A 14455-nucleotide genomic window follows, 5' to 3' on the forward strand; every position below is an offset into this window, starting at 1 on the left:
GAGGAATCCACCGTGAACAGCCGAACGCAGCACGCCGCCGGGAAAATCACCGTCGCCAAGGGCGCCATAGCGCTCGTCATGGCAGCTTCGGTCCTGGCCACCCCCGTCTCCGTACCGGCCGTGGCCGCCGCGGAGACGGGTCTGACCCTGGCCGTGTTGGAGTCAGGCTCCACGAAGACGGTCGACACCACTGTCCCGGGCATCACCCGCACCACGTACTCGGGCGGCGCCGGACCGTGGAACGTGAACGTGGTGGTGATCGACCCGGACAAGGCGCCCCTGACGCTCAAGGGCAGTTTCGGCAGCGGACTGTCCACCTCCCAGACCAGCTCCTCGATGCTGCAGGCCATCTCCGTCAACACCGTGCGCCGACCCCGGGCCGGCGTGAACGGCTCCTTCTTCGACGGAAACGTCAAGAACCCGTCGGACAACACCTACGACGGCGACGTGAGCGGCATCCTGGTGCGTGGGGGCAAGCTCGTCAGCGAGGCCACGAAGGGCAAGGGCAGCAAGCCCGTCGGCTCCGCCCTGGTACTCCAGCACGGCCGGGCCTACATCACCGAGCTGAGCACCGCCCTGACGGTCAAGCCGAAGAACTCCACTGTCGCAGCGCGGCAACTGGACGGCATCAACCGCGTGCCCGGGCGCATCGCCCACTGCGAGGGCCGCGACCCGGGCGAGACCATCGACGGCAACGGCGTCTGCTGGGACACCTCCGAGATCGTCTCCTTCACACCGGAGTACGGCACTCCCACCCCCACCACCGCGTACATCGCCACCTCCAACGACCCCGACGCCCCGAGCGGCGAGGGAGTGATCAGCACGGACGAGGGCATCGAAGTGTTGCTCGACGCCTACGGCAAGGTCACCGCCTGCTACGACTCGTCCCCGCTCGCCGCCTCCACCTGCCAGACCGGCAACAGGGGCGGGCGCACCGTGCCCTCCGCAGGCCGGATCCTCCAGGGCATCGGCGAGGGCGCGAGCTGGCTGCGCGCCAACGCGCTCGTCGGCACCGAGCTGGAGCTCCCCGAGACCGTAACCGACACCCGCTTCGGTGACACGGTGGCACTCGACCCCTCCATGTACATCACCGCAGGCGGGGACCTGCTGATGCGGGACGGCCAGATCGCCTACACACAGCCGACGAACCCGGACGGCTCCCCAACCGTCCCCGACGCGGCACCCCGAACGGCTGTCGGCACCGATGGCTACGGCCGCACCCTGCTGGTGACCGTCGACGGCAGGCACACCACCATCAGCAAGGGCGCCACCCGACTGGAGCTGGCAACCCTCCTGAAGGACCTCGGAGCCGTGGACGCCCTCAACATGGACGGCGGCGGCTCCACCACACTGGTCTGGCAGAACACCGTCGTCAACCACCCCTCGGACGGCACCGAACAGGAACGCCCTGTCGGCGACACGGTGTACGCGGGCGTCGGCGGCTACCCGCTTCCGTAGTCCGGTCGGCAGCGTCGGCACCGGCCGGGGGCGGTTGTAGAAGGTGTGCAGGCGGTCGAACATCTCCACCACCCGCGGCACCGTGTAGATCGTGGTCGTGGCGATGTCGGCGTGCCCAGGCGACAGCGGGGCCACCCGCCTGACCCCCGAGCCCTTCGACACAACCCACAGGCGCTGACCTGGCCAGTCGACATCGGTCAGACGAACGCCCAGCAACTCGGCGGCCCGAGCACCGGAGCTGACGTGGCACGACAGCAGGGCTCGGTGGCGGTCACTTCCCATCACCCCGAACAGCTAGTCCCACGCCGCGTCAGGCACGGACCTCGGCGCCGGCCGCGAAGATTTCTGGCGCAGTCCACCGCGGCGGGCCGGGAACCGCGGAGCGTCCGGTGCACGGTGCCGGTTCAGCATGGCTTCCCGCCGTGACTCCGGCACGGGGTTCGCCATCGAGGACCGGGCCGTGCGGCACCTGCGCCTCGGCAACCGCGAGGAGATCGGGGAACGCGCCCTGGACCAAGGCGCCGCGGCGGGTCTGGAGCAGCACCCGCCCACCCGGCCCGGTCGCGGTGTACATCAGCGCCCGGTACCCGTGGTACTTCAGCTCATACGCCACCCCCGAAACCAGCGGACACACGGGCGGGATCACCTTCCGACGCCTGCGCCAACGTCGGCTCAACCGGCGGCCGCAACACCATCCCCCCCAGGCCTGCCTCATCGTCGACGCCCCCCAGCGCGACCCGCGCCCACGCACACGGCCCGGCAAGGACGCCGGACGGCGGAACCCGTATGACTGAGCGCTGCACCTGGCATGTCTGGCCAACTCGGCGCTAAGCAGCTCGGAGCAAGGACGGTTCCGGCGCGTTCCGGGGCGGTCATGCAGCGACTCCGCCTAGCTGCCTGACCTAGCCCAAGAAGCCGAATGCTCTCCGAGATGTGGGGCATCACCCCAGCCACATCATTCGCAGCCGCTGACGCACGGCGGGAGGGACACGAGCGGGAACGTTCAACCGCTCTGCCGTCCGTTCCGCAAGCTAGGGGCAGTCAGGACTTCAGGGTCGCTGGTGCACCGTTCTCGGCTCGTCCTACTGGTGTGCCCACCACGTGGCGGCGGTTCCTGCGGCTGTCGCTGCTAGCGACACAAGCCAGACGGGCACGCGCTGAATCGTCAAATGCAAGCCACCACAACGTAGTTCCAGTGCCGGTTGTGTGGTGTCCGTCTTGTGGTTCATGTCGGAGTCGTCACGTCGGGCTGTGCTCGGCTTGGGCTGCATGTCCTGTCGCTCCTGTCGCGCGCCATTGTGTGACGTAGGTGAAGGAAGGAATGACACAGCGCCGCCGCGAAACGTGTTTGATCGCCACTCACGCCATGGGGCTGAACGAAGTCTGGGCGAACTCCCCTCCCAGGTCATGGGTTCAGCCTAGGACCCCGGGCCCCCTGGACGTCATGCATAAATCCGCGCGCGACATTTGACACTCCGTACATTCCGCGTTTGCGCAACTCGCTGACCCGCAATCGGGACGTGCGCTGCGCCCATCGCTGACCTGGAACCTCTCCCCGGCGGTGTGCAGGTAATAGCGGTGGAGGTGTCCCGGCTTGGCACCGAACTCGACGGTTGCACTCAGCAAGGGGTGGTCGAAGGCGGCGACGCGCCGGATGTGTCCAGTGGGCAAGGGGCCTCGATGCCCCTCCGGACTATCGCGCTGATCACGTCATCGGCCTATCGCACTGACCAGTCGTCGCGGCGGACAGCGACCTGCGGGTGGATCACGATGTGGATGCCGCGGCCCTGGCGGGCAACTCGTTCGTCACGGAGTCCACGAGGAACGGCATACGTCGGTGACCACCTCCACTACGGAGTGGCTGGAGGTCCAGCCGTTCTCCTCCACTGTGGCAGTGTGCACCCGCACTGTGGCCGTGCACTCCGGGTCCTGCCCATTACTCAGTACCGGGCGGGGTCAGGGGGACGTAGACACGCACGCACCACGGTTTCGCGGTGCGCCAGACAGCGATCTACTTCTACCCCCCGGCCCTCTCGCCGTCGGCCTCCCACGATGGCACCATAAGCTCAGGCGGTGCCGACGCTCGGTACCGACGTTCTGGGGTCAACATGAACATCCGGCTCCCACTCGGCCGACTCAACCGACTCACCCGGTTCCTCGTGGCGACAGCCGCCTTGGGTGCGCTGACCGCCTGCGGTGGCTCCGGCGGGCAACCCCCGCGGCCATCCCCTTCCGTCGTACCGGGCACGTCCTCGGCGCCCACCGCGGCTCCGACCGCACCCAGCGCGCCCAGTACCACCACCCCCAGTACGCCCGCGGCCCCCACCCCCGCGCCCGACGGAGGCACGCCGCCCCTCGGCTCGGCGCACCTCCAGCCCGTGTGGCCGTTCACTACGCTCGCCCAAGCCCAGGCTTGGCAGCAGGAGTACCGAGCCGGGGGCCACCAGCCCTGGCATCTCGACCCGGACCAGACCGCGCTCTCCTTCACCCAGGGCTACCTCGGCTTCAAGGATGTCGGCCGAGTGACCCAGCGCACCGCCACCGGCCGCGATGCCCGGATCGGCGTCGGCCTGAGCCTGCCCCCGGGCGCCGAGGGCTACAAAGGCACCGTCGCGGTCATCCACCTCGTGCGGTACGGCGCCGGCCCGGACGCCCCGTGGGAGGTCGTGGGCACCGACGACACGACGTTCTCGCTGACCACGCCCGCTTACGGATCAGTCGTGCGCTCCCCGGTGAGCACCGGCGGCCGGCTGACCGGTGTGGACGAGAGCATCCGCGTGGACGTGCGCCAGCCCTCGTCCACCGCCCCGATCGGCACCTCCTGCTGCATTCCGGCCGGCGGGAACTCACAGTCCTGGAATGCGACCGTGTCGTTCACCGGCGCCAGTGACCCGGTGCTTACCATCGTCGCGTCCACCGGCGGGCACATCTCCGAAGTCGAGCGCTTCACGGTCACGGCGGTGCGCACCGGCTGACGCGGGACCTGGACGCTGAAGAGACAGCGGTTGGTTTCCCCCGTCCGGTCCGGACCGGAAGCCGTCGCCCGGTGCAGCACGAACACTTGAAGGGACGGGCGGACCCCTGCTCATCCCAGCGGCCGGCTCCACCGAACGGTGCGTTGCCGGGCGTGTCCGCGCCTGTGCGGGCGCGTGACGTCGCGGAACACGGGCAGGTGCGGGTCATGGGCACTCTGAAGGGCTGGGAGCGGGCGATCGAGCGGGCCGAGCAGGCACTGGCGGAAAAGCTGTTCGGCAGTGACGCGGAGGCGGAGGTGGTCGAGGCGCTGCTGCGAACGTGCGACGAGCAGGCCGTCGTGTGCAGCTCTCGCCGCACCGTGGCACCGAACGTGTACACCGTCGAGCTGCCTCTGCCCGTGTATGCCGAGATCGGTCCGCACCTCACCGTCGTGGGGCAGGAGCTGACCGACCGGTTGGCGCGCCACGGCGAGCGCGAGGGCTACGAATGGGCCGGGCCCCTCACCGTGCGGCTCGCCGTGGCCGAACACGTACCCAACGGCCGCTACCAGATCCGCTGCGCCCCCATGGCACACATCACGGCCGCGCCGCTCAGCGCTCCGGAAAGGTAACCCGTCGGCCCCGCCGCGAACCTCCCTCCCGGGAGCCACTATCGGAAGTACGCACGAAGCGGTTTCCGCTACGGTGCGGCCATGGCGGACTTCGTGCTGGTTGCAGGTGCGCGGCCTGGGCCGTGGGTATGGACCGAGGTGGTGCCGTATCCGGGTGCAGCCGGTCACGGCGCCCACCCGCTCGCGCTGTCCGGTCTCGCCGAGAAGCAGGCGTGCCGGCCGGGCAGCAGACGCACGTCCAGGCTCGGCGACCCCGAGTCACCCGACGACGTGGACAGGCTACTGACCAGCGGGCAGTGGCGGCTGTTCGAGATGGACACCGGCCACTGGCCCATGCTCTCTCAGCCAAGCGAACTGGCGGATCCTCCTCGCCGTAACTGGGGAGTGACCGCAGTTCCCTCCTTGCGGACCCCTTCCCGACGTGGATCACGTGCGCGGTCACAGCCATGCGTTGGGTGACCGGCCGCCGCGGGAACGTGGCCTCTTGCGGTTACGGGCTTGGTCGGCGCCGTAGCGGTGGTCGTCCGGCTCGACGGGGACACCGCCGGGCGGCTCGGCCTGCCAGTCCCGGTTTCCTCGCCCCCGCGGCATGAGATCCCAGGTGACGGGCTCCTTGGCGTCACCGTGGTCGTCCTGCCGCCCGATCTGCCTCGGCTGCGACCCGTCGGAAGCGCCCGGGAGACCCTGCTCAAGGCCGCAGGCCGGCCCTCAGCAGGGCGACCCGGGACAGTTCGGCGATGACCTGCTGGTCCCCGCGGCGCCAGGCATCGGCGAGACCGCCGGGAGGGGCCGCGAGCGCGGCAAGGTCGTTCAACGGGCCGGTGAGAGCGCGCAGGGCGAGCAGGTCGGCGCCTCCGGGGGCATCGAGGAGGCGGCGCACGGCGGCGCTGCGGCGGATCCAGCGCACCCGTGGGGGGAGCCATAGGAGCAGGACGGCAGCGACGGGGACGACGATGAGGGCCAGCGTCGTCAGGTCGGCCACCCGGCCGACGGCGTCCTGGAGCGACTGACCGGCGTCGGCGAAGCCGGCACTGGCGTCGGCCGCGGACCGCAGCGGCTTCTCCAGGAGGTCCCCGACGAGCGGTACGTTCGACGCCGCGTCACCGGCGCGGCCGAGTTCCGTGGCGAGGCCGTCGCCCGAGCTCTCCACCGTCCGCCCCGGGCCCGCCAGCAGCATGATCGCCTCGCGGACGACGAGGGCGAACCACACCGCGGCGCCGATCAAGGCGAAGGCGATCAGGTCGGCAAGCACCTGGCGGTTACGGCGTGCGCGGGTCTGGGCATAAAGGCGCATCGGCAGGCTCCCGTTCGGGGTCGTGGCGTCGAGGCGGTCCGGCCGGTCCGTCGACCGTACGCCGAACCGGACCCTTCCACCCCTGTGCGGGCCCGAACGTCCCGAAGGCGCCCCCTGGTCGGGCGCACCGCACGGACGGTACGCGATCGCGCCGGCTCACCTGCCGAACATGAAGAAGCGGGCGGGGACGAACGTCTCGTGGCCCGTGGAGAAGCGGACGCGGACTCCGTCCTGCGTCCACGTCGTGGATTCGATGCCCTTCTCCGCCACGGCAGCGTCGATGTCCAGCCAGTGTCCATAGGCAGCGCCGGTGTACCGGCCGGCCACGATTCGGTAGGTGTCCCGCCCGGACAAGGTGTGTTGGTGAACCAGTTCAAGGTAGTGCTGTGCCTCGTCGGCGTAGACCACGGAGGAGGGCGCGGCGCTGCGGTACGTCACCTCGGTCCGCGGCCACCACACCACGGTCAGGAACACGGCGGTGAGCAGAACGCCCGCCACCACGCCCAACAGGACCAGGACGACCCCGGCTGGCCGGCGGCGGTACCGGCCACTGCGCTCGTCGGTGAACGTGTCGATGATGCCCTCCAGGCCGTCGTCGCTCCGCGAAGGAGGACGCGAATCCGGCCCGAACGGTTGTGCCGGCCCACGGGTCGGTCTCTTCCGCGCGCTGCGACGAGTTCGGAAGCAGCCGTACGGGCCTCGCCGGACGCCGGCGAAGGCGACCACAACCCCACGACTGGCCGGGGTGCGGCACCCGATCGATTTGACAGGGGGGAGACAGTGACCGGTTCCGGGATGACGACCGGCGAGCCCGAACATTTTGTGGAGCAGTTCGGAAGACGTTCGTCGTCGAGCCCGTGCGCCGCTCCCCCACATCGCAGCCCGAGCCATAAGTCCGCCCCGGGGCCCTCTTCGGCCGAGTCCGTCATGTTGTCGAGAGGCAGAGCCAGGGAGGAGGTGGCTGGGTTGACGGCAACGGGGCCGAGCGCCGGCTCGTCATGATGGCCCTGGCTGACGCTCTCCTGCGCTGTTACGTCACAGCCGCTGTGCGGCGACGCCTGACGGACGTGCCCGGAACGGGCTGGTACGGATTCACCGCGCTGTACGGGCGGCGCCCCGGGGACGTACCGACGGGCCTTCCTCCAAGCACCGAGGAGGAGGCCCGGGAGATCGACAGCGGAATCGCGGTCAACGGCCGGACCGTCCCGGTCGGCGGTTGTGCCTCGGCGGGTTACCGCAAGCTCTACGCCCCGACGCGGAGCGCTCTGCCCATGAAGCCGCCCGGCCTGGGTGGCCGGGCGGCTTGTCGGGGTTTGGCGCTGGGTTGGTCAGATGAGGTGGCTCATGCCGCCCCAGCCCTGGCCGATCTTGACGCCGGCCTTGAGGCTGTTGCTCATGCTGGCGTAGTGGTACAGGTCGCCGCTGGAAGCGATGGTGGCGACGACGTCGGCGCGGCCGTCGCTGTCGATGTCGGCCAGGGTGAGCTTGTCGATGCCGGCCCAGTTCTGGCCGATCTGGATCGCTGAGCCGATGCCGGTGCTGGTGCCGACGTAGAGGTTCAGAGCGGCGGTGGAGTTGACCTGCGCCACCAGGTCGGCGCGGCCGTCGCCGTTGAAGTCACCCGCGGCGAGCTTGGACATACCAGACCAGCCCTGCCCGATCTGCTTGGTGTAGGTCACGTCCGTGCCGGTGCCGGTGTAGAGCTGGAGGGTGGCGTCGTCCTTGCGGACGGCGACGATGTCGGCCTTGCCGTCTCCGGTGAAGTCGCCCGCGGCGAAGTCGGACATGCTGTTCCAGCCGTTGCCGATCTTCGTGGTGGACTTGAAGCCGCCGTTGCCGTTGTCCAGGTAGAGGTCGCCGGTCGATGCGTTGCGGGCGATCAGGTCGCTGTCGCCGTCGTTGTTGAAGTCGGCCGCCCTGATCTTGTCCATGCCGCCCCAGCCGGCGCCGACCTCGTGCGAGGCGAAGTCGCCGTCGCCGTTGCCGGCGTACATGCGCAGCTTGTCGTCGCTCGCGCTCACGCCCAGCAGGTCGTCGTTGAGGTCACCGGTGAAGTCGCGGTCGCCCTTGCTGTACGAGGTCGGGGTCGCGCCGAGCGGGCTGACGTAGGCGCTGATGCGCTGGCCGATGGAGCTGGGTGTGTCGCCCACCTGCTTCTGCGAGGCACTCACCGCGACGTCGGCCACCCGGTCGCTCCAGTTGCCGTGGGTGGTCAGGATCGAGCCGTCCGAGTTGACGGCGGTGACCATACCGACGTGCTGGGCCCAGCCGCCCGAGTACTCGAAGACCACGGCGTCTCCGACCTGCGGCTGGTACGAGGACGAGGTGTGCAGGGTGCCGTTCGCCTGGCCGTAGGAGTAGAACGAAGAGGCCCGTGCGTCCGTCCCGTTGACGTTGAAGCCCGAGTTCTTCCAGACCCACTTCACGAAGTCCGCGCACCAGGGCTCCGCCTCGGTGCCGGTGGAGGTGTTGCAGCTCGTCAGGAAGCCTCGGCCGCCCAGGCTGTTGGTCGAGCAGGCGTTGTCACCGACCTGGGCCCGGGCCAGGGAAGCGGCCTGGCTGGTGGTGTCGGCGAAGGCGGGGGCAGCGGCCATGGTGAAGGCGTAGCCCATGGCGGCGAGGGTGACACCGGCGGCGGAGAGGGTACGGCGGGCAGGCGAAGACATGGACATGACAGATCCTTGGGTCAGGTACTGCTGGAGAGAGGTTGGCGGGCCCCGCGTGGTTCGTGCGACTGCTGCCCTGCAGGAGCAGCGGTCGGGGGTGTGAACCGAGGCGGAAGAAGAGGTGGAGCTGGAACGAGCCGGGTCGGACTGAGGACCCGGAGGGGCTTACTGCCAGATCATGTCGTCGGTGGTGGCGACGACCGGCTTCTCGCCCAAGGGGGCGGCCGCGGCGAAGTTCGTGGTGGCCGCGCCGGCGGCGGAGTCTGCGGCCAGGGCGGCGGCGGGAGCGGCGAGAGCGAGGGAGGCGACCGCGGCGGCCAGGGCGATACGGGTGCGGATCACGGCAGAAGTCCTTTGCTGAGCTGGAGCATTCGGGTGGCCCGAACCGGTCGACATCCCGCGGTGATGCGTTCTCGGTTCTTGCCCGCCGGTCGGTGTTCCCTTCCGGCGATCACTACTTTCGTCGCTGGTCAGAGGCGTTGGAAGAGCTTTCGGGTGGACCAAATGGGCCGTGGCCCTTTCCGTCCATCGCTTCCTGTGGCGGGGTCCGGAACCACAGGTCATCTACTCGAAGGCGGGGGCGAGCAGGGGGGCTTGGGCCTCGAGGAGGGTCCAGCCACTGAGTTCGGGACAGTTCAGGAGGGCGCGCAGGCACACCTTTCGCGCCGCCGCCTCCGCCTCGAGCAGCCGGTCCGACAGGAGGTACAGCCCGAGGACGGGATGGGGCAGCACGTGTTCGTGGACGGACACGTGCTCGACACGCTCCTCGGGCGGGGCCTGGCCCAGGACGAGAGCACGGGTGTCAGGGGGAAGGACTGCGGCGCCACCGAGCGCCTTCAGGCTCGCGTGGATGAGATACATGCGTCGACTCAAACAGGTTTGCCGGCCTCGCGGCACTGCGGAACGCAGGCCTCTTTGGGCCCTGGACCCTTTCGGCCAAGGCCTGGTGGGAGGGTGACCGCTCACGAACCGCTATGGCTTGATCACGACGCCTGCACGGGGGTTGCTGGTGAAGTCTCTTACGGGGGGTTGGAGATGCTGGCCCCACTGGGTCTCGACACACATGCGGAATCCGTCTACCGCGCCATGCTGGCGGCTCCGCAGGACGGCGTGGCCGCTCTGGCCCAGTCCACGGGTCTCCACGAGGCACAGGTGCGGGACGCGCTCGACCTGCTGAGCGAGCTGGCCCTCGTACGGCCGTCGGCCGAACAGGAGGGCTGGCTGCGGGCCGTCTCGCCGGACATCGGCATGGAGATCCTGATGGCCCGCCAGCAAGCCGAACTCGCCGCCCAGCAGCAGCGGGTGGAGACCTCGCGAGCCGCCGCGGCGCAGCTGATCGCCGAGTTCGCCGATCTGCGGCCTCAGGCGCCGAGCCCCGGCGTGCAGCAGCTGGTCGGCCTGGACCAGATCCGCGAATGCCTGGCCCGCCTCACCCGGGAGATGACCACCGAGGTAATGACCTTCGCACCCGACGGAGCCCACACCCCGGAGTCCATCGCGGCGGCCCGTCCGCTCAACGAGGAGCTACTGGAGCGGGGGATCCGGATGCGGACGATCTACCTCGACAGCGCCCGCAACAGCACGCACACCGTCGAGTACGTGAATTGGCTGTCGGAGCGGGGCGCGCAGATCCGCACCGTGCCCGTCCTGCCCACCCGGATGATCATCACGGACCGTACGGCCGTCGTCATTCCCGTCAACAGCGACGACACGGCCGCCGGGGCCGTGGTCCTGACCGGGCAGGGCACCCTCACCGCGCTGTGCGCGCTTTTCGAGACCACCTGGGCGGCCGCACAGCCACTGGGACAGGCGGAGGTCCGCAACTCCCAGGGTCTGACCGGCCCGGAAGCCACCACCATCCGACTGCTCTCCGAAGGCTTCACAGACGAGGCGATAGCCAAGCGACTCGGGGTCTCCCAGCGGACGGCCCGACGGATCGCCACCGACCTGATGGAACGGCTGGGAGCGCGCAGCCGCTTCGAGGCAGGGGTACGAGCGGTGCAGCACGGGTGGCTGCCGACACAACCCGTCTGAGACGGAGATCAAGTGCACCACCACGCCTGTGCGCTCAGCGGCCGGCTTCCGCCCTGCGGTAAGGGCGGGATTGGGGGCGGTGTCCGCGTTGGTCTTCCTTGCGCGCACCGGCCGCGGCGCGGTGGCGTCCTTCGGGTCGACGTACCGGTCCATCCTTCGACGTGGTGCGCCACCTCTTCAGGACCCGCACCGCCGTCATGTCGCACCGGCTTGCCGTCCAGGCGGTCCGGCTCGACATCGGGCTCGGGGCCGGGAACGGGACGAGGAGTTGCTCAGGCATCGCGGCCTCCCCCCTGGTGGGCGGTGACGTTGTACATCGCGCATAAGTCCTGGCGGCAGGCTTCGGCCCCCGGGCGTGCTGATGGACGGCGCCGACCTCGGACGGGGGCTCCAGCAGCAGAAGCAGCCGACCCCCTGGACCCGGCTCCTGCCCGGACAGCAGAAACGGCTGACCGCGCTGGGTGTGCATCCCAACCAGGCGCCGTTCCCGTTCCTGCGGCCGGCCGCGGGGCGAAGGGCCCGAGCGAGGCGCAGCAGGCGTTCCAGCGAGGCATGACCGCCCTCGCGCAGTGGGTCGCGCGGGAAGGCGCCCACCGGCCCGGGGCCACAGCGAGGAGATCGCGGGCGATGGCGAGGCAGAACGGGTGGTCGTGAAGCCCGGCGTGTGGGTCTCCAACGCCAAGAGCCGGCGCGACAAGCTCACTCAGGACCAGCTGGACGCGCCGCTCGGGCTCGGCATGCACTGGGCGCCGTAGCGAGTCTCGCCCTGCCGGAAAATGCGCGGGAAAGGTACCTCAGGCCCGGCCGGGAACGCCTCACGTGCGCCTTGTGCGGGACCTTCGCGCTGCTCCGCTTCCCGTGGTGGCCCCCCAGGACGGCGTGCTCTGCAAAGCCGTGTACGCGACCACCCGCGAGTTCCTCTACATAGGGCCTGACCTGCATATTTACCCTCAGATACCTAGGATGGACCTGCACTGGTGACGGCGTGGAAGCAGCTTCGGCTGCTTCGTCGGCATCCGCTCACAGACATGCTCAGGACGGCCCAGGGAGGGTGCTTCATGACCGAGTCCGGCAACCCCAGTCAGCCCCCGAACGTGCAGGAGTGCACCAGCAGTCACATCCAAGTGCTCGAGGGCCGCGAGGCGGTGCGCAGGCGCCCCGGCATGTACATCGGCTCCACCGGTGAGCGCGGCCTGCATCAACTCGTGTACGAGGTGGTCTCGTACGGTGTCGACGAGCACCTGGCCGGCCACGCCGACAACATCGACGTCACGATCACTGCGGACGGCGGCATTCGGGTCGCGGACAACGGGCGGGCCCTGCCCCTCGATACGGAGGAACCTACCGGCAAGCCGACTGTCGAACGCGAACTGTCGGAGCTGTCCTTCGGCTCCAAGACCCGTACCGGCTACTGGGTATCCGGCGGCCTCAGTGGCCTGGGCCTGTGCGTGGTCAACGCGCTGTCGAGCCGCCTCACGGTCGAGATACACCGAGACGGCCAGCGCTGGACGCAGGCATACGAGGAGGGCACCCCGATCACTCCCCTCATGAGGAACGAGGAGACCAGCGGACACGGCACCGCGATCACGTTCCTGCCCGACGCCGGCATCTTCGAGACCACCCGTTACTCGTTCGCCACTCTGTCGGAGCGCCTCCGGGAACTGGCCTTCCTCAACGGGGGCCTGGCCGTCTCACTCACCGACGAGCGTCCGGAGCGTCCGGAGCGATCGGTCCGCTACCACTACACGGACGGTCTTCGGGCCTACGTCGCCCATCTCAACCCCTCCCCTCGCAGTCTCGTCCACTCCCCCGCCATCGCCTTCCAGTCGGAGAACCAGGACGAGACGATCTCCGTACAGGTCGCCATGCAATGGAACGCCTGCTCCACGGGAGGGTTCCACTCCTTCGCAAACAGCACCCGCACCCATGAGGGCGGCGCCCACGAAGAAGGTTTCCGTACCTCGCTCACGAGCCTGGTCAACGACTACGCGCGCCGTCAGGGGGCGCTCTCCGCGGACGACGAGGCCATCACGGCCGAAGCCGTCCACAAGGGCCTGACCGCGGCCGTCTCCGTAAAACTCACCCATCCCGTCTTCGAAGGCTCCACCAGAACCAGGCTCAGCCATCCCGAAGCGGGCGCCTACGTACAAGAGGTCGTCCGCCGACACCTCACCGACTGGCTTGACCGCAACCAGAACGAAGCCGCAGCCATCATCCGCCACATCCTCAGTACCTCCACCGGACGAGGGAAGTGGTGACGAAGGCCTTTTACCGCCACGGGAACTCCCCGGTTTCCCGGGCGAAGTCCTTCCGCCTGCTCAAGCAGACCCTGGGCTGGAACCGCCCCGCCTGCTGATTTTCAGCGGCATGCTGGAGCACCTCGCCCGTCTGGGTCTGTGGCGGGGTCAACACCGTTGGGCCTCTCGCAGTCGTTGTTCTGAGCCCGGCGTGGGCGGCGCGGACGGCGCCGGCCACGCCGGGTCTACGAACGGTCAGCCATCGCCACGGCCCTGCCAGGCGGCGCGCTGGCGCAGCGAGATCCGGTTGCCGTCGGGGTCCACGGCCTCGACGCGGACCCCGTACCCGTAGTCCTCCGGTTCGGGCTGGTCGAACGTCACACCGCGGTCGCGGAGCATACCGCCCCGGACGCGGCGACGGCTGCCTCACCTGCACGGCCTCACCCTGGAAGCTCACCGCACGGGCGCAGGATCATGAGCGAGTCCTCCAACGTCGCAACCATGGCAAAGGGGAACCGGTCGAGTTCCAGGCAAAGTGCGACGTCATCTGGATGGACTCCTTGGCGCATCCCTTCCGCCAGTTCGGCGGCGGCGCGCGACTCGCCGGCGCGACGGAGGAACCCGGCTGCGTCCGCTCCTGCCGCAGTGGCTCTGCGAGCGATGTATTGAGCGCATGCCAGGTCCTCGTCGGCCTGGCCGTCCTCGCCAGTGACCACGAACGTGACACTGTCACACCCGTGCGTTCGCAACAGGCGAGCCGTTGCCCCCGCCACCACGAAGCTGGCGCACAGCACCAGCGACGCCTCCTTGACCGCAAGGGCGCCGACCGTCCCGGCGGTGGTCTTCTGCACAACGGTCCGTCCACCAAGGTCAACAGACCTCAGCAGACCCGGGGAGTTGACCATGTCGAACCCGGGCGCGGGCGGGCCGTCTTTGAGCGCCACCCAATCCGGGTGGCGCTCCTTGAGCTCCAGGGCTTCGTCCAGCGACTCAGCCAGAACGATCTTCTCCGCTCCCTGGGCAAAGACCCAGGCGGCCACCGTGAAAGCACGCATCACGTCGACCACGACCGCCACGGAAGGGGCTTCAGCCAGCTCAGCGATCCCAAGGAAACGAGTGTCCATCCCGTCATGATCGCGCATACCCGTTCCGCGGCACTGCACATGGCCCCTGCGGGCAT

12 protein-coding genes and 1 pseudogene are annotated in these 14455 nt (G+C 69.3%); 5 read left to right on the top strand and 8 right to left on the bottom strand.

Annotated elements, in window-relative coordinates; all coding sequences use genetic code 11:
• Window positions 1–12 precede the first annotated feature (12 nt).
• Window positions 13–1458, top strand: a complete 1446-nt coding sequence (locus tag ACIP5M_RS08810) for a phosphodiester glycosidase family protein (RefSeq protein WP_401193806.1) — start codon at window positions 13–15, stop codon at window positions 1456–1458.
• Window positions 1459–3194: 1736 nt separating this feature from the next.
• On the opposite strand, the pseudogene ACIP5M_RS08815 reads toward ACIP5M_RS08810, so the two are convergent.
• Window positions 3195–3384: pseudogene (locus ACIP5M_RS08815) on the bottom strand (hypothetical protein); the annotation flags it as partial.
• A gap of 452 nt (window positions 3385–3836) precedes the next feature.
• On the opposite strand from ACIP5M_RS08815, the gene ACIP5M_RS08820 reads away from it, so the two are divergent.
• Both ACIP5M_RS08820 and ACIP5M_RS08825 read left to right on the top strand, forming a co-directional pair.
• Entirely contained in the window at window positions 3837–4433 is a 597-nt protein-coding gene (locus ACIP5M_RS08820; protein ID WP_401193808.1) for a hypothetical protein, read from the top strand.
• A 206-nt stretch (window positions 4434–4639) separates the two neighbouring features.
• Window positions 4640–5044, top strand: a complete 405-nt coding sequence (locus tag ACIP5M_RS08825) for a DUF3662 domain-containing protein (RefSeq protein WP_401193810.1) — start codon at window positions 4640–4642, stop codon at window positions 5042–5044.
• Window positions 5045–5732: 688 nt separating this feature from the next.
• Here the strand turns inward: ACIP5M_RS08825 and ACIP5M_RS08830 are convergent.
• The 5 genes from ACIP5M_RS08830 to ACIP5M_RS08850 form a co-directional block, all read right to left on the bottom strand.
• Window positions 5733–6338 carry a hypothetical protein gene (locus tag ACIP5M_RS08830; RefSeq protein ID WP_401193812.1) on the bottom strand — a complete coding sequence of 202 codons (606 nt, stop codon included), beginning with the start codon at window positions 6336–6338 and terminating at the stop codon, window positions 5733–5735.
• 156 nt (window positions 6339–6494) lie between these two features.
• A complete protein-coding gene (locus tag ACIP5M_RS08835) occupies window positions 6495–6839 on the bottom strand; it encodes a hypothetical protein (RefSeq protein ID WP_401193815.1) in 345 nt (114 codons plus the stop codon).
• An 827-nt stretch (window positions 6840–7666) separates the two neighbouring features.
• Window positions 7667–9010, bottom strand: coding sequence for an FG-GAP-like repeat-containing protein (locus tag ACIP5M_RS08840; RefSeq protein ID WP_401193818.1), 1344 nt, complete (start codon window positions 9008–9010; stop codon window positions 7667–7669).
• Window positions 9011–9169: 159 nt separating this feature from the next.
• On the bottom strand, window positions 9170–9346 hold the full coding sequence (locus ACIP5M_RS08845) for a hypothetical protein (protein ID WP_401193821.1): 177 nt from the start codon (window positions 9344–9346) through the stop codon (window positions 9170–9172).
• A gap of 222 nt (window positions 9347–9568) precedes the next feature.
• Window positions 9569–9865: a hypothetical protein gene (locus ACIP5M_RS08850; RefSeq protein WP_401193823.1), complete on the bottom strand. Its 297-nt coding sequence runs from the start codon at window positions 9863–9865 to the stop codon at window positions 9569–9571.
• Between the two features lie 174 nt (window positions 9866–10039).
• Between ACIP5M_RS08850 and ACIP5M_RS08855 the strand changes: the two genes are divergently transcribed.
• Both ACIP5M_RS08855 and ACIP5M_RS08860 read left to right on the top strand, forming a co-directional pair.
• Complete coding sequence (locus ACIP5M_RS08855) at window positions 10040–11038, top strand: helix-turn-helix domain-containing protein (RefSeq protein ID WP_401193826.1); 999 nt, start codon at window positions 10040–10042, stop codon at window positions 11036–11038.
• Window positions 11039–12096: 1058 nt separating this feature from the next.
• Window positions 12097–13296 carry an ATP-binding protein gene (locus tag ACIP5M_RS08860; protein WP_401193829.1) on the top strand — a complete coding sequence of 400 codons (1200 nt, stop codon included), beginning with the start codon at window positions 12097–12099 and terminating at the stop codon, window positions 13294–13296.
• Between the two features lie 234 nt (window positions 13297–13530).
• On the opposite strand, the gene ACIP5M_RS08865 is transcribed toward ACIP5M_RS08860, so the two are convergent.
• Both ACIP5M_RS08865 and ACIP5M_RS08870 read right to left on the bottom strand, forming a co-directional pair.
• On the bottom strand, window positions 13531–13656 hold the full coding sequence (locus ACIP5M_RS08865; RefSeq protein WP_401193832.1) for a hypothetical protein: 126 nt from the start codon (window positions 13654–13656) through the stop codon (window positions 13531–13533).
• 59 nt (window positions 13657–13715) lie between these two features.
• Window positions 13716–14399 (bottom strand): 2-phosphosulfolactate phosphatase, encoded by a 684-nt coding sequence (locus ACIP5M_RS08870; RefSeq protein WP_401193834.1) that lies wholly within the window; start codon window positions 14397–14399, stop codon window positions 13716–13718.
• Between the last annotated feature and the right edge of the window lie 56 nt (window positions 14400–14455).

The sequence above is a fragment of the Streptomyces sp. NPDC088762 genome (genome assembly GCF_044750905.1).
Lineage (GTDB): Bacteria > Actinomycetota > Actinomycetes > Streptomycetales > Streptomycetaceae > Streptomyces.

Bases quoted from the DNA above. Each gene is read 5' to 3' on its own strand.
- ACIP5M_RS08825 (WP_401193810.1), top strand. From the start codon at position 4,640: ATGGGCACTCTGAAGGGCTGGGAGCGGGCGATCGAGCGGGCCGAGCAG.
- ACIP5M_RS08830 (WP_401193812.1), bottom strand. From the start codon at position 6,338: ATGCGCCTTTATGCCCAGACCCGCGCACGCCGTAACCGCCAGGTGCTT.
- ACIP5M_RS08840 (WP_401193818.1), bottom strand. From the start codon at position 9,010: ATGTCCATGTCTTCGCCTGCCCGCCGTACCCTCTCCGCCGCCGGTGTC.
- ACIP5M_RS08850 (WP_401193823.1), bottom strand. From the start codon at position 9,865: ATGTATCTCATCCACGCGAGCCTGAAGGCGCTCGGTGGCGCCGCAGTC.
- ACIP5M_RS08855 (WP_401193826.1), top strand. From the start codon at position 10,040: ATGCTGGCCCCACTGGGTCTCGACACACATGCGGAATCCGTCTACCGC.
- ACIP5M_RS08860 (WP_401193829.1), top strand. From the start codon at position 12,097: ATGACCGAGTCCGGCAACCCCAGTCAGCCCCCGAACGTGCAGGAGTGC.
- ACIP5M_RS08870 (WP_401193834.1), bottom strand. From the start codon at position 14,399: ATGGACACTCGTTTCCTTGGGATCGCTGAGCTGGCTGAAGCCCCTTCC.